General features: G+C 61.1%; 18 protein-coding genes and 1 riboswitch. Of the genes, 15 read left to right on the top strand and 3 right to left on the bottom strand.

Going from position 1 to position 19,510, the window contains the following annotated elements; all coding sequences use genetic code 11:
- Positions 1-29 precede the first annotated feature (29 nt).
- Entirely contained in the window at positions 30-353 is a 324-nt protein-coding gene (locus AACY45_RS18770; RefSeq protein ID WP_339546834.1) for a hypothetical protein, read from the bottom strand.
- 245 nt (positions 354-598) lie between these two features.
- Positions 599-862 carry a DUF2790 domain-containing protein gene (locus tag AACY45_RS18765; RefSeq protein ID WP_339546833.1) on the bottom strand — a complete coding sequence of 88 codons (264 nt, stop codon included), beginning with the start codon at positions 860-862 and terminating at the stop codon, positions 599-601.
- Positions 863-1,236: 374 nt separating this feature from the next.
- Between AACY45_RS18765 and acs the strand changes: the two genes are divergently transcribed.
- From acs to astE, 14 genes are all read left to right on the top strand, one after another.
- A complete protein-coding gene (acs, locus tag AACY45_RS18760; RefSeq protein WP_339546832.1) occupies positions 1,237-3,192 on the top strand; it encodes an acetate--CoA ligase in 1,956 nt (651 codons plus the stop codon).
- 568 nt (positions 3,193-3,760) lie between these two features.
- A complete protein-coding gene (locus tag AACY45_RS18755) occupies positions 3,761-4,534 on the top strand; it encodes an ABC transporter substrate-binding protein (RefSeq protein ID WP_339546831.1) in 774 nt (257 codons plus the stop codon).
- A 91-nt stretch (positions 4,535-4,625) separates the two neighbouring features.
- Positions 4,626-5,315 carry an ABC transporter permease gene (locus AACY45_RS18750; RefSeq protein WP_339546830.1) on the top strand — a complete coding sequence of 230 codons (690 nt, stop codon included), beginning with the start codon at positions 4,626-4,628 and terminating at the stop codon, positions 5,313-5,315.
- Positions 5,312-6,010, top strand: a complete 699-nt coding sequence (locus AACY45_RS18745) for an ABC transporter permease (RefSeq protein WP_339546829.1) — start codon at positions 5,312-5,314, stop codon at positions 6,008-6,010. The genes AACY45_RS18750 and AACY45_RS18745 overlap by 4 nt, the downstream gene beginning before the upstream one ends.
- Before the next feature lies 1 nt (position 6,011).
- Positions 6,012-7,124, top strand: coding sequence for a M14 family metallopeptidase (locus AACY45_RS18740; protein WP_339546828.1), 1,113 nt, complete (start codon positions 6,012-6,014; stop codon positions 7,122-7,124).
- A 23-nt stretch (positions 7,125-7,147) separates the two neighbouring features.
- Positions 7,148-7,912 carry an ABC transporter ATP-binding protein gene (locus tag AACY45_RS18735; protein ID WP_339546827.1) on the top strand — a complete coding sequence of 255 codons (765 nt, stop codon included), beginning with the start codon at positions 7,148-7,150 and terminating at the stop codon, positions 7,910-7,912.
- 112 nt (positions 7,913-8,024) lie between these two features.
- Positions 8,025-9,005, top strand: a complete 981-nt coding sequence (gene argR / locus AACY45_RS18730; protein ID WP_339546826.1) for a transcriptional regulator ArgR — start codon at positions 8,025-8,027, stop codon at positions 9,003-9,005.
- A 462-nt stretch (positions 9,006-9,467) separates the two neighbouring features.
- Entirely contained in the window at positions 9,468-10,688 is a 1,221-nt protein-coding gene (locus tag AACY45_RS18725) for an aspartate aminotransferase family protein (protein WP_339546825.1), read from the top strand.
- A gap of 195 nt (positions 10,689-10,883) precedes the next feature.
- The gene (aruF, locus tag AACY45_RS18720) at positions 10,884-11,903 is read left to right on the top strand and encodes an arginine/ornithine succinyltransferase subunit alpha (RefSeq protein WP_339546824.1); all 1,020 of its coding nucleotides are present in this window, start codon (positions 10,884-10,886) and stop codon (positions 11,901-11,903) included.
- 79 nt (positions 11,904-11,982) lie between these two features.
- A complete protein-coding gene (gene astA / locus AACY45_RS18715; RefSeq protein ID WP_339546823.1) occupies positions 11,983-13,008 on the top strand; it encodes an arginine N-succinyltransferase in 1,026 nt (341 codons plus the stop codon).
- Positions 13,005-14,474, top strand: a complete 1,470-nt coding sequence (gene astD, locus AACY45_RS18710; RefSeq protein ID WP_339546925.1) for a succinylglutamate-semialdehyde dehydrogenase — start codon at positions 13,005-13,007, stop codon at positions 14,472-14,474. Before astA ends, astD begins: the two co-directional genes overlap by 4 nt.
- A gap of 163 nt (positions 14,475-14,637) precedes the next feature.
- Positions 14,638-15,984 (top strand): N-succinylarginine dihydrolase, encoded by a 1,347-nt coding sequence (astB, locus tag AACY45_RS18705; RefSeq protein ID WP_339546822.1) that lies wholly within the window; start codon positions 14,638-14,640, stop codon positions 15,982-15,984.
- Between the two features lie 63 nt (positions 15,985-16,047).
- Positions 16,048-16,335 (top strand): topoisomerase II, encoded by a 288-nt coding sequence (locus AACY45_RS18700; RefSeq protein WP_310848238.1) that lies wholly within the window; start codon positions 16,048-16,050, stop codon positions 16,333-16,335.
- 12 nt (positions 16,336-16,347) lie between these two features.
- Positions 16,348-17,358, top strand: coding sequence for a succinylglutamate desuccinylase (gene astE, locus AACY45_RS18695; RefSeq protein ID WP_339546821.1), 1,011 nt, complete (start codon positions 16,348-16,350; stop codon positions 17,356-17,358).
- A 53-nt stretch (positions 17,359-17,411) separates the two neighbouring features.
- On the opposite strand, the gene AACY45_RS18690 is transcribed toward astE, so the two are convergent.
- Complete coding sequence (locus AACY45_RS18690; protein WP_095171559.1) at positions 17,412-17,921, bottom strand: 6,7-dimethyl-8-ribityllumazine synthase; 510 nt, start codon at positions 17,919-17,921, stop codon at positions 17,412-17,414.
- A 120-nt stretch (positions 17,922-18,041) separates the two neighbouring features.
- A riboswitch (FMN riboswitch) is annotated at positions 18,042-18,213 on the bottom strand.
- Positions 18,214-18,411: 198 nt separating this feature from the next.
- On the opposite strand from AACY45_RS18690, the gene ltaE reads away from it, so the two are divergent.
- Entirely contained in the window at positions 18,412-19,416 is a 1,005-nt protein-coding gene (gene ltaE, locus AACY45_RS18685) for a low-specificity L-threonine aldolase (protein WP_339546819.1), read from the top strand.
- Positions 19,417-19,510 lie beyond the last annotated feature (94 nt).

Below are 19,510 nucleotides of genomic sequence, written 5' to 3'. Positions count from 1 at the left end.
AGGCCGGGCTGTGAGCAGAGATTCAGCGCTTAGCTGAGGTTGGCCGAACCGGTGCGATCGAAGCCATCAGCGGCGAGGGTGGCGGAACCGGTGCGGTCGAAGCCATCAGCGGCGAGGGTGGCGGAACCGGTGCGATCGAAGCCATCGGCGGCGAGGGTGGCGGAACCGGTGCGGTCGAAGCCATCGGCGGCGAGGGTGGCGGAACCGGTGCGATCGAAGCCATCAGCAGCGAGGGTGGCGGAACCGGTGCGATCAAAACCATCGGCAGCAATCGTGCGGTCATAACCGTCGGCGGCGAAGGTGTTGGCGGCCAGTACGGAGAGGGTCAGGGCGAGGATCAGTTGAGTTTTCATGAGGGTGACTCCGAGGTGTTGAGGATGTTGTGTGGGGTTGAAGCTGATACTACTCGGATGAATTTGATTAAAAAGCGCAAATAAACGCTCAAATAAATCGAATAATTAGATGTGTTTATCCTCAGGCCTGGCCAATCAGTACAGGCCTATAGAGGGTGGAACCGCTGGCTCCAGATCGGGTGCTCGCCGCAAGAACGATTTCCTGCGGCCGGTGTTCGAAAAGTAGTGTGAAGTGCGAGGGTGAGTCAGCCGTTAGAGCAACCATTGCCCATGACGCTGTAACGCAGAATATGCCGTTGACCGTTCGAGTCTTCATATTCCATGCGTGCTGGCACAACTTCACAAACACTCGGGATTTCGCTCATGGAGATAACTTTGGCGATATCCAGGTGTGTGGAGTAAGTGTATTCCTCTACCGCGACGGTATTGCCTGCAACATCAGTCGGGGCCTCGTCTGCCATGGCGGTAACGCACAGACTGCTGAGGGCCAGAACCAATAAAGCTTTCATTTGAAATTTACCTTTCTGAGGTCGAGAGGGGTCACGCAGCCGTTGTAGGGCTGCGTGTACATCTGGATTTAAATACTGTGAATTAACTGCCTTCGTGGGGGCTGCAACTGGGTTAATCACATTGCCGGGTTGGCGAGGCAGATTTTAGGCGTGGGGGGCAGATTCATATAGACGCGCTTTTGATAAACACTGTTGACAGATCTTGTAACAATCCCCGGAACAGGCGGTTGTCTGGGACGTTCGTGCTGCAATGCGCCGGGGAGTCTGGACGATTTGTAGGGGCTTGTTACTACCATCGTCGAATGGTTCTATAGGCCCGCCTCGGGCTACAACGGGGTCATACAAAAACAACTATTTCACCGAGGTAAAGAAAGATGAGTGCGGCTTCTCTGTATCCCGTTCGTCCCGAGGTTCTGGCCAATACCCTGACTGACGAGGCGACCTACAAGGCCATGTACCAGCAGTCGGTCGTCAACCCGGACGGCTTCTGGCGCGAACAAGCCAAGCGCCTCGACTGGATCAAGCCTTTCACCACGGTGAAGCAGACCTCCTTCGACGACCACCATGTCGACATCAAATGGTTCGCCGACGGCACCCTGAACGTTTCCTACAACTGCCTCGACCGGCACCTGGCCGAGCGCGGCGACCAGATCGCGATCATCTGGGAAGGCGATGACCCTGCCGAAAGCCGCAACATCACCTACCGCGAGCTGCACGAACAAGTCTGCAAGTTTGCCAACGCCTTGCGTGGCCAGGATGTGCACCGCGGCGACGTGGTGACTATCTATATGCCGATGATCCCCGAAGCCGTGGTCGCCATGCTGGCCTGTACCCGGATCGGCGCTATTCACTCGGTGGTGTTCGGCGGTTTCTCGCCGGAAGCCCTGGCTGGCCGGATCATCGATTGCAAATCCAAGGTGGTGATCACCGCGGACGAAGGCCTGCGCGCCGGCAAGAAAATTTCCCTCAAGGCCAACGTCGACGACGCCCTGACCAACCCGGAAACCAGCAGCATCCAGAAAGTCATCGTGTGCAAGCGCACCGGTGGCGACATCAAGTGGAACCCGCATCGGGACATCTGGTACGAAGACCTGATGAAAGTCGCGGGCACCGTTTGCGCGCCGAAAGAAATGGGCGCTGAAGAAGCGTTGTTCATCCTCTACACCTCCGGTTCCACCGGCAAGCCAAAAGGCGTGCAACACACCACCGGCGGCTACCTGCTGTACGCGGCGCTGACCCATGAGCGGGTGTTCGACTACCGTCCGGGGGAAATCTACTGGTGCACCGCCGACGTCGGCTGGGTCACTGGCCACACCTACATCGTCTACGGCCCGCTGGCCAATGGCGCGACCACCCTGCTGTTCGAAGGTGTGCCGAACTACCCGGACGTCACCCGGGTGGCGAAGATCGTCGACAAGCACAAGGTCAACATCCTTTACACCGCACCGACCGCGATCCGCGCCATGATGGCGTCGGGCACGGCGGCCTGTGAAGGCGCCGATGGCAGCAGCCTGCGCCTGCTGGGTTCGGTGGGTGAGCCGATCAACCCGGAAGCGTGGGACTGGTACTACAAGAACGTCGGACACTCCCGTTGTCCGATCGTCGATACCTGGTGGCAGACCGAAACCGGCGCCACCCTGATGAGCCCGCTGCCGGGGGCTCACGCCCTCAAGCCGGGTTCTGCGGCGCGTCCGTTCTTCGGCGTGGTGCCAGCGTTGGTGGACAACCTGGGCAACATCATCGAGGGCGCCGCCGAAGGCAACTTGGTGATCCTCGATTCGTGGCCAGGTCAGGCCCGTACCCTGTACGGCGACCATGACCGGTTTGTCGACACTTACTTCAAGACGTTCCGCGGCATGTACTTCACCGGCGACGGCGCTCGTCGCGATGAAGACGGCTACTGGTGGATCACCGGCCGGGTGGATGACGTACTCAACGTCTCCGGGCACCGCATGGGTACCGCCGAGATCGAGAGCGCGATGGTTGCTCACCCGAAAGTCGCCGAGGCCGCCGTGGTCGGTGTGCCGCACGACATCAAGGGGCAGGGCATTTATGTCTACGTCACCCTCAACGGGGGTGAAGAGCCGAACGAAGCGCTGCGCCTGGAGCTGAAGAACTGGGTGCGCAAGGAAATCGGTCCGATCGCCTCGCCGGATGTCATCCAGTGGGCGCCGGGGCTGCCGAAAACCCGCTCGGGGAAAATCATGCGCCGCATCCTGCGCAAGATCGCCACGGCCGAGTACGACGGCCTGGGTGACATCTCGACCCTGGCCGACCCGGGTGTGGTGCAGCACCTGATCGACACCCACAAGACCATGAACGCCGCGTAAGCGCGCTTCTTGAGTCACCCAAGCCCCGCCGGCATTGCGCCGAGCGGGGCTTTTTCGTAGTGCTCGAGCGACCAGCGCCTGTGCAAGTAGCGGGCGAATAAATATCGACCTGCCTGTGGGACGTTTCCGAGCGTTACCCCGGCGCTGAAATGTGTAACCGCTGGCTGAATTTCGGGGCGATGGGAAACGTAAGGCCCCGTTTTAGGGCCTTTAAGGCGGGTATGAAAAATATGATATTACGCTGCGCTTGCCGGATTAGAAGGGTTTGCCAATAATAGGCCCGCAATTTGCAGCATAGATCGGTTCAATGTCTTTTGCTCTTGCATAAACGCCAAGGGCTGTCAATGTGCTCGAACCTATTTCTCGGTGCTTCTGTAATTTGTTGTCGCATTGAAGAAATATCGACTTCGGGCCTGTCGTTAGAATGCCGATCACTCGCTCGTCGTTGTCCGCGTTGAAATCAACGTGCGTCGACCAGGACGCAGCAACGCTTTTCACGTTTAACCCATTCGCATATTGGGCTGATGCTCACTCTGCCGTTTTCGCCCTATACCGATGGAGTCCTAAGATGAAGAAACTCGTGCTTCTTGGCGCCCTGGCACTGTCCGTGCTGTCCCTGCCAACGTTCGCCGATGAAAAGCCTCTGAAAATTGGTATCGAGGCGGCTTACCCTCCGTTCGCTTCCAAGGCGCCGGACGGCAGCATCGTTGGTTTCGACTACGACATCGGCAACGCCTTGTGCGAAGAGATGAAGGTCAAGTGCGTGTGGGTCGAGCAAGAGTTCGACGGTCTGATCCCGGCACTCAAGGTGCGTAAGATCGACGCCATCCTGTCGTCCATGTCGATCACCGAAGATCGCAAGAAGTCCGTGGACTTCACCAGCAAGTACTACAACACCCCGGCACGCCTGGTGATGAAGGCCGGCACTCAGGTGGGCGACAACCTGGCCGAGCTCAAGGGCAAGAACATCGGTGTGCAGCGTGGTTCGATCCACGAGCGTTTCGCCCGTGAAGTCCTGGCCCCGCTGGGTGCGGAAATCAAGCCGTACGGTTCGCAGAATGAAATTTACCTGGACGTGGCTGCCGGTCGCCTCGACGGCACCGTGGCAGACGCTACCCTGTTGAATGACGGCTTCCTGAAGACCGACGCTGGCAAAGGCTTTGCGTTTGTTGGCCCGGCCTTCACCGACGTCAAGTACTTCGGCGACGGCGTGGGTATCGCCGTACGCAAGGGTGACGCGTTGAAAGACAAGATCAACACCGCGATCACTGGCATTCGCGAGAATGGCAAGTACAAGCAAATCCAGGACAAGTATTTCGACTTCGACATTTACGGCAAGTAAATCGTCGCAGCGGTAAGTCCGAAATGGCGCAAGCAACAGGATCTCTGAGGTTTGCGCCATTTTTTCATCCCAATTTTCGAGGACCTGAATCATGTTGAAAGGCTACGGGGCTGTCATCCTCGATGGCGCATGGCTGACGCTTCAGCTCGCCTTGTCGTCCATGGCCCTGGCCATTGTTCTGGGTCTGATCGGGGTCGCGTTGCGCCTGTCGCCGGTACGCTGGCTGGCCTGGCTGGGCGATCTGTATTCCACGGTAATCCGCGGGATTCCCGATCTGGTGCTGATCCTGCTGATTTTCTACGGTGGTCAGGACCTGCTCAACCGCGTGGCGCCGTTGCTCGGTTATGACGACTACATCGACCTGAACCCGCTGGCCGCCGGTATCGGCACCCTGGGTTTCATCTTCGGTGCGTACCTGTCGGAAACCTTCCGTGGTGCCTTCATGGCGATCCCCAAGGGGCAGGCCGAAGCAGGCATGGCGTACGGCATGAGCGGTTTCCAGGTGTTCTTCCGGGTCCTGGTGCCGCAGATGATTCGCCTGGCGATTCCTGGCTTCACCAACAACTGGCTGGTATTGACCAAGGCCACCGCGCTGATTTCGGTGGTGGGTCTGCAAGACATGATGTTCAAGGCCAAGCAGGCGGCAGATGCCACCCGCGAGCCTTTCACCTTCTTCCTCGCGGTGGCGGCAATGTACCTGGTGATCACCAGCGTCTCGTTGCTGGCATTGCGTCACCTTGAGAAGCGCTACTCGGTAGGCGTAAGGGCGGCTGATCTATGATCTTCGACTACAACGTCATCTGGGAGGCACTGCCGCTGTACCTCGGCGGCCTGCTGACCACTTTGAAACTGCTCGGGCTGTCGCTGTTCTTCGGCCTGCTGTGCGCCTTGCCCCTGGGCTTGATGCGGGTGTCCAAGCAGCCGGTCATCAACATGACCGCCTGGCTCTACACCTACGTGATCCGCGGCACACCGATGCTGGTGCAGCTGTTCCTGATCTACTACGGGCTGGCCCAGTTCGAAGCCGTGCGCGCGAGCATCTTCTGGCCGTGGCTGTCGAGCGCGACCTTCTGTGCGTGCCTGGCCTTCGCCATCAACACCAGTGCCTACACCGCCGAAATCATCGCCGGCAGCCTGCGGGCCACGCCCAATGGCGAGATCGAAGCGGCCAAGGCCATGGGCATGTCGCGCTTCAAGATGTACAAGCGCATCCTGCTGCCGTCGGCCTTGCGCCGGGCGCTGCCGCAGTACAGCAACGAAGTGATTATGATGCTGCAGACCACCAGCCTGGCGTCCATCGTGACCCTGATCGATATCACCGGTGCCGCGCGTACCGTGAACGCCCAGTATTACCTGCCGTTCGAGGCCTACATCACCGCCGGCGTGTTCTACCTGTGCCTGACGTTCATCCTGGTGCGCCTGTTCAAGATGGCCGAGCGCCGCTGGCTGGGCTACCTGGCCCCGCGGAAGCACTGATATGGAACGTATCGACCATCAGTTGCCGTGGAGCCACTTGGGCAGCGAGCGCCATATTTCGGTGTTCCGCTTCGGCGCCGGCGAGCGCAAGGCCTATATCCAGGCCAGCCTGCACGCCGACGAGTTGCCGGGGATGCGAACGGCCTGGGAGCTGAAAAAGCGCTTGGGCGAACTCGAGGCCCAGGGCGCCCTCAACGGGGTGATCGAACTGGTGCCGGTGGCTAACCCCCTGGGCCTTGGGCAGCTGTTGCAAGGCAATCATCAAGGTCGCTTCGAGGCGGGCAGCGGCAAGAACTTCAATCGCGATTTCGTCGAGCTGAGTGGGCCGGTGGCCGCGCAGCTCGAAGGTCGCCTGGGCGATGACCCTCACGCCAATGTCCAGTTGATCCGCCAGGCCATGGGTGATGCGCTGGCCGCACTGCCTGCGCCCAGCAGCCAGTTGCAGGGCATGCAGCGGATCTTGCTGAGCCATGCCTGCACCGCCGACGTGGTGCTGGACCTGCATTGTGACGCCGAAGCTGCGCTGCACATGTATGCCTTGCCGCAGCACTGGCCGCAGTGGCGCTCGCTGGCCGCACACTTGAATGTGCGGGTCGGGTTGTTGGCGGAAGACTCCGGCGGCAGCTCGTTTGATGAAGCCTGCTCGTTGCCATGGCTGCGGTTGGCCCGGCAGTTCCCCCAGGCGCAGATTCCCTTGGCGTGCCTGGCGACCACCCTCGAGCTGGGCGGTCAGGCGGACACCGGGCGTGCCCAGGCCGAGCGTCACGCCGAGGGTATCCTGGCGTTCCTCGCCGAGCAGGGCCTGATCAAGGGCCAATGGCCGGCCCCGGTGCACGAAGCCTGCGAAGGCCTGCCGTTCGAAGGCACCGAGTTGCTGTTTGCGCCCCACCCGGGCGTGGTCAGCTTCTTGCGTGAGCCGGGCGAGTGGGTCGAGGCCGGTGACGAGATTTTTGAAGTGATTGATCCTTTGGCTGATCGGGTCAGCACCGTGTGTGCTGGTACGGCCGGCGTGCTGTTTGCCGTGGAACGGCTGCGGTATGCCCAACCCGGTTTCTGGCTGGCCAAGGTGGCGGGGCGCGAAGCGCTGCGTCACGGGCGCTTGCTCAACGACTGACTGTTTTTGTGAGAACCGACAGCATGTACAAACTTGAAGTCCAAGACCTGCATAAACGCTATGGCAGTCACGAAGTGCTCAAGGGCGTGTCCCTGAAGGCAGCGGCAGGCGATGTGATCAGCATCATCGGCTCCAGTGGCTCCGGCAAAAGTACCTTCCTGCGCTGCATCAACCTGCTGGAGCAGCCGCATGCCGGCAAGATCCTGCTCAACAACGAAGAGTTGAAGCTGGTGGCCGGCAAGGACGGCGCGATGAAGGCGGCCGATCCCAAGCAACTGCAACGCATGCGTTCGCGCCTGTCGATGGTGTTCCAGCATTTCAACCTGTGGTCGCACATGACGGCGCTGGAAAACATCATGGAAGCACCGGTGCACGTGCTGGGCATGTCCAAGGCCGAGGCGCGGGAAAAGGCCGAGCTGTACCTGGCCAAGGTCGGCGTGTCCCATCGCAAGGACGCCTACCCAGGGCACATGTCCGGTGGCGAGCAGCAGCGCGTGGCGATCGCCCGGGCACTGGCGATGGAGCCTGAGGTGATGCTGTTCGACGAACCGACTTCGGCCCTCGACCCGGAGTTGGTGGGCGATGTGCTCAAGGTCATGCAGGCCTTGGCCCAGGAAGGCCGGACCATGGTGGTGGTGACCCACGAAATGGGCTTTGCCCGGGAAGTGTCGAACCAGTTGGTGTTCCTGCACAAAGGGGTGGTCGAGGAAAGTGGCAACCCGCGCGAAGTGCTGGTCAATCCGCAGTCCGAGCGCCTGCAGCAATTCCTCTCCGGCAGCCTGAAGTAATCGCTGCCGTAACGCACCAAATTAGGTCATGCTGCGCACCGCGCGCCAGATGGTCTAATTTGGATGCTGCCGCCTTCGGCTTTAACATGTTTTTGTTTTCGGATTGCCCGCCATGACTGCCCATCGAATTGGTTTCCTGATTTGGCCCAGCACTAAAGCCTTGACGCTGGCGCTGGCCGAGGAGGCCTTGCGTGTTGCTCAGCGCGTGCATCCGGAAGTGGTTTACGAACTGGTGTTCCTGCAGGCCGAACCCCCGAGCGAAGGGGGCTGGCAATTGCCCGGCGAGGCCTGGAGCGGCAAGCTGGAAAATTTCCAGAAGTTGTTCCTGGTCGCCGATGAGCCGCCCAGCGCGCTGGCGCCGGCCCTGAGCAGTGCGCTCAAGCAGTTGGTGCGCGCCGGGTGCGTGATTGGCGGTCTGTCGGCCGGTGTCTATCCGCTGGCGCAACTGGGCTTGCTCGACGGTTACCGCGCCGCGGTGCACTGGCGTTGGCAGGACGATTTTGCCGAGCGCTTCCCCAAGGTAATTGCCACCAGTCATCTGTTCGATTGGGACCGTGATCGCTTGACCGCGTGTGGCGGGATGTCGGTGCTCGACCTGTTACTGGCGGTTTTGGCGCGTGATCACGGGGCGGAACTGGCCGGTGCGGTGTCGGAAGAGTTGGTGGTCGAGCGGATTCGTGAGGGCGGCGAGCGTCAGCGCATTCCCTTGCAGAATCGCCTCGGCTCCAGTCATCCAAAGCTCACGCAAGCAGTGTTGCTGATGGAAGCCAACATCGAAGAGCCGCTGACCACCGACGAAATCGCCCAGCATGTGTGCGTGTCCCGTCGGCAGCTGGAGCGGATCTTCAAGCAGTACCTCAATCGTGTGCCGAGCCAGTACTACCTCGAGCTGCGCCTGAACAAGGCACGACAGATGTTGATGCAGACCAGCAAGTCGATCATCCAGATCGGCCTGTCCTGTGGTTTCTCCTCGGGCCCTCACTTCTCCAGTGCCTACCGCAACTTCTTCGGCGCCACGCCGCGCGAAGACCGTAACCAGCGACGCAGCAGCAGCCCGTTCGAGCTGTCGTCGGTGCCTTCGGAGCGCGGCTAAGGCGTCTCGGTCAGCCGTCGGTCGCGGCCCTGGGCGCGCCCACCAGATCCCTGATAGTTGCCTACATCCTTCAGAACTTACGCCTTGGCGGTGACGCAAAGGGGGGGGCGAGTCGTGGAGGGTGGGGCAAGGGCTTATCCAGTGTTCGGATGCATGGCGTGAGCCCTGTGGCTTTGATAGGTATCCCGCCAATCCCGAATAGCCGCTGCAAGGCATCGCGTAATGAACAGCGGGCTCAAAAAACCACCGAAGCAGATTCAGTCATGCCTGCCGCAAACCTGCGCAGGCAGTTTAAACTGCGCCTTTGCGACGCTATTTGTCGCATTGCCGTAAACCCGGTCAAAAGCGGGTTTTGCGCTATAAGAAGTTGTCGCTTGGCGGCAAGGCCAAGCCGGAAACTGTCCTTACAATCCCCTCATCGCTCGCCAGTTTCAGGCGGGTGTTTCTCATCAGGAGACTCCGATGTCCGTTGAGCACGCTGCGGTACAACGCGCCGATTTTGACCAGGTAATGGTTCCCAACTATGCGCCTGCCGCTTTCATTCCTGTGCGTGGTGAAGGTTCCCGCGTTTGGGACCAGTCCGGTCGCGAGCTGATCGACTTCGCCGGCGGGATTGCCGTCAACGTATTGGGTCACGCCCACCCGGCGCTGGTCGGTGCCTTGACCGAGCAAGCGAACAAGCTGTGGCACGTGTCCAACGTGTTCACCAATGAGCCGGCCCTGCGCCTGGCCCATAAGCTGATCGACGCGACCTTTGCCGAGCGCGTGTTCTTCTGCAACTCCGGCGCTGAAGCCAACGAGGCCGCGCTCAAGCTGGCCCGTCGGGTCGCCCATGATCGTTTCGGTTCCGAGAAGTACGAGATCATCGCCGCGCTCAACAGCTTCCACGGCCGTACCCTGTTCACCGTCAACGTCGGTGGCCAGTCCAAGTACTCCGACGGTTTTGGTCCGAAGATCACGGGCATCAGCCACGTGCCTTACAACGACCTGGCCGCGCTGAAAGCCGCCATTTCCGACAAGACCTGCGCAGTTGTGCTGGAGCCGATCCAGGGCGAAGGCGGGGTGTTGCCGGCCGAGCTGGCGTACCTGCAAGGGGCCCGTGAACTGTGCAACGCACACAACGCCCTGCTGGTGTTCGACGAAGTGCAAACCGGTATGGGCCGCAGCGGTAAGCTGTTCGCCTACCAGCACTACGGCGTGACGCCGGACATCCTGACCAGTGCCAAGAGCCTGGGCGGTGGTTTCCCGATCGCTGCCATGCTGACCACCGAAGACCTGGCCAAGCACCTGGTCGTCGGCACCCACGGCACCACTTACGGCGGCAACCCGCTGGCCTGTGCGGTGGCTGAAGCGGTAATCGACGTGATCAACACCCCTGAAGTGCTGAATGGAGTCAATGCCAAGCACGACAAGTTCAAGGCGCGCCTGGAGCAGATCGGTGAGAAGTACGGTTTGTTCACTCAGGTCCGTGGATTGGGTCTGCTGATCGGTTGCGTGTTGAGCGATGCCTGGAAAGGCAAGGCCAAGGACATCTTCAACGCCGCTGAAAAAGAAGGCCTGATGATCCTGCAAGCCGGCCCGGACGTGATTCGTTTTGCCCCGAGCCTGGTGGTTGAAGACGCTGATATCGATGCCGGTCTGGACCGCTTCGAACGCGCAGCCGCCAAACTGACACAAGCCTGATAGACCCTTCGGCGCCTGACCATTGAGGCGTCGAACCCAATTTTTATGCCGGACCCGCTTTTCTGTAGGAGCGAGCTTGCTCGCGATGGTGTGTCAGTCGACACCGTGGTGTCTGACACACCATCGCGAGCAGGCTCGCTCCTACAAGGGGCCGGCTTATTTTCCTCAAAGAGTTTTAGAAAAAGGAGTGACACCATGCTGGTGATGCGCCCTGCGCAAATGGCTGATCTGGGCGAGGTACAGCGTCTGGCTGCGGACAGCCCGATTGGTGTCACTTCCCTGCCGGATGACGTTGAACGCCTGAGCGACAAGATCGCCGCGAGCGAAGCCTCGTTCGCCGCCGAAGTCAGCTTCAACGGTGAAGAGAGCTATTTCTTCGTGCTCGAAGACAGCACCACCGGCAAGCTGGTGGGCTGCTCGGCCATCGTTGCCTCGGCCGGTTATTCGGAACCGTTCTACAGCTTTCGTAATGAAACCTTCGTGCACGCCTCCCGCGAGCTGAAGATTCACAACAAGATCCACGTGCTCTCCCAGTGCCATGACCTGACCGGCAACAGCCTGCTGACCAGCTTCTACGTGCTGCCGGAGTTGGTGGGGTCGGCCTGGTCGGAACTCAACTCCCGCGGACGCCTGCTGTTCGTGGCCAGCCACCCGGAGCGGTTCGCCGATTCGGTGGTGACCGAGATCGTTGGCTACAGCGATGAACAGGGCGACTCACCGTTCTGGGACGCCATCGGTCGCAACTTCTTCGACCTCAACTACGCCGCTGCCGAGCGCCTGTGCGGGCTCAAGAGCCGCACGTTCCTGGCCGAGTTGATGCCGCATTATCCGATCTACGTGCCCTTGCTGCCGGACTCCGCACAAGAGGCAATGGGCCAGGTGCACCCGCGGGCGCAGATCACCTTCGACATCCTGATGCGCGAAGGCTTCGAGACCGATCATTACATCGACATCTTCGACGGTGGCCCGACCCTGCATGCACGTGTCTCGGGGATCCGCTCGATCGCCCAGAGCCGAGTGGTGCCGGTGAAGATCGGCGAGCCGGTCAAGGGCGCTGGCCGGCAGTACCTGGTGGCCAATGCCCAGTTGCAGGATTACCGCGCGGTCATGCTCGAGCTCGACTACGCGCCGGGCAAACCGGTGGTCCTGGATCTGGACGCCGCCGAGGCCCTGGGCGTCGGCGAGGGTGCCAGCGTGCGCCTGGTGGCGGTTTAACGCTTGAACGCCTGAAAAGGGCTTAAGAGCAGCGAGTTTTGCGGGTGGCCGTTACCGACCGTCCGTTTGAGGAGATAGCATGATCGTTCGTCCCGTACGCAGCAGCGATTTACCCGCCCTGATCGAGCTGGCCCGCAGCACTGGCACCGGCCTGACCACCTTGCCGGCCAACGAAGAGCGCCTGTCGCACCGGGTTGGCTGGGCCGAAAAGACCTTCCGCGGCGAAGCGGGGCGCGGCGACGCCGATTACCTGTTCGTGCTCGAGGATGACGACGGCCGCGTGGTGGGGATTTCCGCCATTGCTGGCGCCGTGGGTCTGCGTGAGCCCTGGTACAACTTCCGGGTTGGCCTGACGGTCAGCGCTTCGCAAGAGCTGAACATCTACCGCGAGATCCCGACGCTGTTCCTGGCCAACGACCTGACCGGCAACTCTGAGCTGTGCTCGTTGTTCCTGCATGCCGATTACCGCACCGGCCTCAACGGCCGCATGCTGGCCAAGGCGCGGATGTTGTTCATCGCCGAGTTCCCGCAACTGTTTGGCAACAAGATCATCGCCGAGATGCGGGGTGTCTCCGACGTGGCTGGCCGTTCGCCTTTCTGGGAAAGCCTGGGCCGGCACTTCTTCAAGATGGAGTTCAGCCAGGCCGATTACCTGACTGGTGTGGGCAACAAGGCGTTCATTGCCGAGTTGATGCCCAAGTTTCCGCTCTACACCTGCTTCCTTTCCGAAGACGCGCGCAATGTCATCGGCCAGGTCCACCCGGACACCGAACCGGCGCTGGCCATGCTCAAGAGCGAGGGCTTCAGCTACCAGGGTTACGTCGATATTTTCGACGCCGGCCCGGCAGTGGAATGCGAAACCGGCAAGATCCGCGCGGTGCGTGACAGCCAGGCGCTGGTGCTGGCCATCGGCACCCCGGGGGATGACGCCACGCCGTTCCTGATTCACAACCGCAAGCGCGAAGACTGCCGCATCACTGCCGCGCCCGCCCGTTTTGCGGCCGGTACCCTGGTGGTCGATCCACTGACCGCCAAACGTCTTCAACTCAACGCCGGCGATCAAGTGCGCGCCGTGCCGTTGTCTGCTGCTCGGGAGTCGAAATAATGAATTCGCTATACATCGCAGGTGAGTGGCTGGCGGGGCAGGGCGAGGCCTTTGAATCGCTGAACCCGGTGACCCAGCACGTGCTGTGGTCGGGCCAGGGCGCCACCATTGCCCAGGTTGAAAGCGCCGTGCAGGCTGCGCGCCAGGCGTTTCCAGCCTGGGCCCGGCGCACGTTGGAAGAACGCATCAGTGTATTGGAGGCCTTTGCCGCCAGCCTGAAGTCCCACGCCGACGAGCTGGCGCACTGCATCGGTGAAGAAACCGGCAAACCACTGTGGGAAGCGGCGACTGAAGTGACCAGCATGGTCAACAAGATCGCCATCTCGGTGCAGAGCTACCGCGAACGTACCGGTGAGAAGAGCGGCCCGCTGGGCGACGCCACCGCTGTACTGCGGCACAAGCCCCATGGTGTGGTCGCAGTCTTCGGGCCTTACAACTTTCCTGGCCACTTGCCCAATGGGCACATTGTGCCTGCCTTGTTGGCCGGTAACAGCGTGCTGTTCAAGCCGAGTGAACTGACGCCGAAAGTCGCCGAATTGACGGTCCGTTGCTGGATCGAAGCCGGCCTGCCGGCAGGTGTGTTGAACCTGCTGCAAGGCGCCCGTGAAACCGGGATCGCGCTGGCCGCCAACCCGGGGATCGACGGTCTGTTCTTCACCGGTTCCAGCCGCACCGGCAACCACCTGCATGCACAGTTCTCCGGGCGTCCGGACAAGATTCTCGCGCTGGAAATGGGCGGCAACAACCCGCTGGTGGTCGATCAGGTCGCCGACCTCGACGCGGCGGTCTACACCATTATTCAGTCGGCCTTCATTTCTGCCGGCCAGCGCTGCACCTGCGCGCGGCGCCTGCTGGTGCCGCAAGGCGCCTGGGGCGACACACTGCTGGCACGCCTGGTGGCGGTCAGCGCGACCATCGATGTCGGCGCGTTCGATCAACAACCGGCACCGTTCATGGGCTCGGTGGTTTCCCTGGCTGCGGCCAAAGCCTTGATGGACGCTCAGGAACACTTGCTGGCCAATGGCGCGGTGAGCTTGCTGGAAATGACCCAGCCACAGGCCAACGCGGCGTTGCTGACGCCGGGCATCCTGGATGTGAGCGCCGTGGCGGAGCGCCCTGACGAAGAACTGTTCGGGCCGCTGCTGCAGGTGATTCGCTACACCGATTTCGAGGCGGCTATCAGCGAGGCCAACAACACCCAATACGGTCTGGCGGCTGGTTTGCTGTCGGACTCCGAGGCGCGCTACCAGCAGTTCTGGCTGCAGAGCCGGGCCGGTATCGTTAACTGGAACAAACAACTGACAGGTGCTGCGAGCAGCGCGCCATTTGGTGGCGTCGGCGCTTCGGGTAACCACCGTGCCAGCGCTTACTACGCCGCGGATTACTGCGCGTACCCGGTGGCCTCGCTGGAAACACCGAACCTGACCATGCCTGCCGCCCTGACACCCGGCGTGAAGATGGCGTGATGCCTATCGCTGGCAAGCCAGCTCCCACACGGCCTGCGTTGAACACAACAACGTGTGATCACTGCTGAACCTGTGGGAGCGGGCTTGCCCGCGATGGCCGCACCGCGGCCTAAAAGAATTGTTACCTGAGCCTATAACAACAGATTCTCGTGGAGCCTCGCTGATGAAATCCTATGAAGTCAATTTCGACGGTCTAGTGGGGCCGACCCATAACTACGGCGGTCTGTCCTTCGGCAACGTTGCGTCCCAGAGCAACAGCCAGCAGTCTTCCAATCCCAAGGAAGCGGCGCTGCAAGGCCTGGCGAAAATGAAGGCGCTGATGGACATGGGCTTTGTCCAGGGGGTATTGGCGCCGCAGGAACGTCCGGATGTCGGCGCATTGCGCAGCCTGGGCTTTGGTGGCACCGATGCCCAAGTGATCGAGCAGGCCGCCAAAGAGGCGATGCCCTTGCTGGTCGCCAGTTGCTCGGCGTCGAGCATGTGGGTGGCCAACGCCGCGACGGTCAGCCCGAGTGCCGACACTGCCGATGGCCGTGTGCACTTCACTGCCGCCAACCTCAACTGCAAATATCACCGCAGCATCGAGCACCCGACCACCAGTCGCGTGCTGGGGGCGATGTTCGCCGACCAGAAGCACTTCGCCCATCACGCGGCCCTGCCGGCCGTGGCGCAGTTCGGTGACGAAGGCGCGGCCAACCACACCCGTTTCTGCCGTGACTACGGCGAAGCCGGGGTCGAGTTCTTCGTGTTCGGCCGCAGCGCGTTCGATCCCCGTTACCCCGCGCCCCAGAAGTACCCGGCACGCCAGACCCTGGAAGCCTCGCAAGCGGTCGCACGCTTGCACGGCCTGAGTGATGGCGGTGTGGTCTATGCTCAGCAGAACCCGGCGGTGATCGACCAGGGCGTGTTCCACAACGACGTGATTGCGGTGGGTAACGGCGAGGCGCTGTTCTATCACGAGGACGCGTTCCTGGACACCGAGCAGATGCTGGCTGAACTGTCGGCCAAGCTCGCCAAGCGTGGCGGTCAGTTCAAGGCGATCTGCGTACCGCGTGCGCAAGTCTCGGTCGAGGACGCCGTGCGTTCCTACCTGTTCAACAGCCAGCTGTTGTCGCAGGCGGACGGTTCGATGTTGTTGATCGTGCCGCAAGAGTGCCAGAACAACGAGCGCGTCTGGCAGTACCTGCAGACCCTGATCAGTTCCGGTGGGCTGATCCGTGAGGTGAAAGTCTTCGACCTCAAGCAGAGCATGCAGAACGGCGGTGGCCCGGCTTGCCTGCGCTTGCGCGTGGCGTTGAATGAAACCGAGCTGGCGGCCGTCAACCCAGGGGTTATCATGACCGCGCCGTTGTATGGCACGCTGACCCAGTGGGTCGAAAAGCACTACCGTGACCGCATGACCGAAAACGATCTGGCGGACCCACAATTGTTGCTTGAGTGCCGGGCGGCACTGGATGAACTGACGCAAATCCTTAAACTGGGCGCGGTTTATCCATTCCAGATCAATTGAAAGCCCGCGTCCGGCTCCTGATGAGTCGGGCGCGCTGCTTTATCTCCAGATGAGAGCGAAAAAATGAGCGATACCCTGCAGCTGATCCTTGAAGACACCGACGGCACTCAACTGGAAACCTCCTGCACCCGCGTGGCGGTGATCTGGCAGGGCAAGGAACTGTGGATCCAGCACGATGGCCGCGGCCAACTGCTGATCGGCGTTGACGTCGAAGAAGGCGATGCGGAATACGCCAACCTGCTGCTGCGCCCATTGGCGACTAATCTGGTAAGCCTGCAACTGGAAATGGAACCGGCTGACGTCGGCGACGAAGACCACGTGCATGGCCCGGATTGCAATCACGACCATTAAGGAAATCGTTCTATGCTCGCCCTCGGCAAACTGCTTGAACTGACCCTCGCCGGCCGTGAACCGGCGGAGAAGACTCAACTGACTGTCGAAGGCGTGCGGATGCGCTGGCTGAGTGAAGGTGCGCTGGAGGTCCGGCCACCGCAAGCTCGCGACAATGGCCTGGACTTGCTGTTGTCCGCCGGCATCCACGGCAACGAAACGGCGCCGATCGAATTGCTCGATCGCCTGTTGCACGACATTGCTCGCGGTGAGTTGAAGCCGTGCGCACGCATTCTGTTCCTGTTCGGCAACCCCGAGGCCATGCGCCGCGGCGAGCGTTTTGTCGAGCAGGACGTCAATCGGCTGTTCAACGGCCGACATGAACTAAGCAGTGGCTGCGAGGCGCTGCGTGCTTGTGAGCTGGAGCGCCTGGCGGCCAGTTTTTTCAGCCTGCCGGATCGCGAGCGCCTGCACTACGACCTGCACACCGCCATCCGTGGTTCGAAGATCGAACAGTTTGCCCTGTACCCCTGGAAAGAAGGCCGCCAGCACTCGCGTCGCGAATTGGTCCGGCTGCGGGCGGCAGGCATGGAGGCGGTGCTGTTGCAGAACAAGCCGTCGATCGTGTTCAGTTCCTACACTTACGACAAGCTGGGCGCTGAAGCCTTCACCCTGGAACTGGGCAAGGCCCGGCCATTCGGACAGAACGAGGGGGTTAATGTTTCGCGCCTGGAAACCCGCCTGAAGCAGATCATCGAAGGCAGCGAGCCACCATTGGCAGACGCGGGCCTGGACGGCCTGCAGTTGTTCAGCGTGGCGCGGGAAATCATCAAGCACAGCGACAGCTTCACGCTGAACCTGCCGGTGGATATCGAGAACTTCTCACCGCTGGACGTGGGTTATGTGCTGGCTGAGGACATCGCGCAGACGCGCTGGATCATCGAGGAGGAGGGTGCCCGAATCATCTTCCCCAACCCCAAGGTGAAGAATGGCTTGCGGGCCGGCATTCTGGTCGTGCCCACCACGGGTGAAAACCTGGCCTGATTCAACCTCTGAAGCCTGTGGGAGCAAGCCTGCCCCCACAGGTTTTGCCTGGCTTAAACGGCTACTGCGCGAGGCTCGTTACGGCGCAGCGCGCGGATCTTGTGCAGGGTATCGGCGCAGGTCTTCGCCGCTTCCTGGCCCTTGTGCACAAAGTGCTCGAAGAAGAACTTCTGGTGTTCTTCGCCGGCATGGAAGTGATGGGGCGTCAGGGAGACCGAGAACACCGGCACTTCGGTTTCGAGCTGGACCTGCATCAGGCCACTGACAACCGCTTGGGCGACGAACTCGTGACGGTAGATGCCGCCATCGACCACCAAGGCGGCCGCGACGATGCCGGCATAACGCCCGGACTTGGCCAGCAGCTTGGCGTGCAGCGGGATTTCAAAGGCGCCGCCGACTTCAAAAAAGTCGATCTCCGATTCCTGGTAACCCTGGGCAATCATCTCGCTGACGAAGCCTTTACGGCTCTGGTCAACAATATCCTTGTGCCAGCAGGCCTGGATAAACGCTACGCGCTCGCCCTGATGGTTTTTGCTTTTGCTGTCGATTGCGGTGGGTTGCATCTGTTCTGACTCCTGTTTGTGTGAAAAACAGGGCGTTATGAATCGAATGGGATTTAAGGGTACGCACCGGATACACGTGCATTGACTGCACGTCGCCCGTGGACGGCCCTTTGGCGCCAATCCCGTTCTCTCTTCATCCGGACTATGACCGTCGGCCCCGGGATCACACCGGGTCTGCTGACCTTGCCATCATTCGCAGCCAGGGGCTGCGGCGACACCAAGCGCTCGCGGGCTATGCGCATTGCGCGCAATTACCGCCGGTGGGGAGTTGCACCCCGCCCTGAGAACGTTTTGCTGCCAGATTGTCTGGCGGCGCAGCGTTTTTAACACATATTTCCCACTTGTGCATTGCTGCTATCTGATGATTGTCATCGACTTTTTCGCCTGGCACCTACAGCCTTTTCCAGGTGCAAGGGTTGATAAATACCCGGCATGCCCGCAGTAATTCATTCCTGAAAGGGATTTTCCCCCGTCTACCGAGGCCTGATTCATGAGTGTTATCGATCTTCGCAGCGACACCGTCACCCAACCTACTGCAGGGATGCTCGACGCAATGGCCGGGGCGGCCACTGGTGACGACGTCTATGGCGAGGATCCCACGGTCAATCGACTCGAGGCCGAGTTGGCCGGGCGCCTGGGATTTGCCGCCGCGCTGTTCGTGCCGACAGGCACCATGAGCAACCTGCTGGGCTTGATGGCCCACTGCGAGCGCGGTGAGGAGTACATCGTCGGCCAGCAGGCGCACACCTACAAATACGAAGGCGGTGGCGCCGCGGTGCTGGGTTCGATCCAGCCCCAGCCGCTGGAGGTCCAGGCCGACGGTACGCTGGACTTGGCGCAGGTAGCGGCGGCGATCAAGCCGGACGACTTCCACTTTGCCCGCACTCGCTTGCTGGCCTTGGAAAACACTATGCAAGGCAAGGTGCTGCCGCTGAAGTACCTGGCGCAGGCGCGACGCTTTACCCGGGAGCATGGCTTGCAATTGCATCTGGACGGTGCGCGGTTGTACAACGCGGCGGTCAAGCTGGGGGTGGATGCGCGGGAGATCACCCAGCACTTCGACTCGGTGTCGGTGTGCCTGTCCAAAGGTCTGGGCGCGCCAGTGGGCTCGGTGCTGTGTGGTTCATCTGAATTGATCGCCAAGGCGCGGCGCCTGCGCAAGATGGTCGGCGGCGGTATGCGCCAGGCGGGCATCCTGGCGGCGGCCGGTCTGTATGCGCTGGATCACCATGTGCAGCGCCTGGCGCAAGACCATGCCAACGCCGATTATCTGGCGCAGGGCCTGCGCGCGGCTGGCTTTGCTGTCGAACCGGTGCATAGCAATATGGTTTACCTGCAAATCGGCGATAAAGCCGACGCAATCAAGGCTTTTGCCGGGGAGCGGGGGATTAAACTCAGCGCCGCCGCCCGTTTGCGCATGGTCACCCACATGGATGTCAGCCGGGACCAGATCGACCAGGTCGTCGCGACATTCGTCGAGTTTTCCGGTAAATGACCTTGCAGGCCGTCCAATTGACGGTTTCTAACGTATAAACACGCTGTACCGCGCGCGCAGGGCCGATATAATGCGGCCCTTTGCCGTCGCTTCG

It is taken from the genome of Pseudomonas sp. RA_35y_Pfl2_P32, assembly GCF_963970735.1.
Classification (GTDB): Bacteria; Pseudomonadota; Gammaproteobacteria; order Pseudomonadales; family Pseudomonadaceae; genus Aquipseudomonas.
The sequence above is the reverse complement of the archived record's forward strand: the minus strand, read 5'-3'. Positions and strand labels throughout refer to the sequence as shown.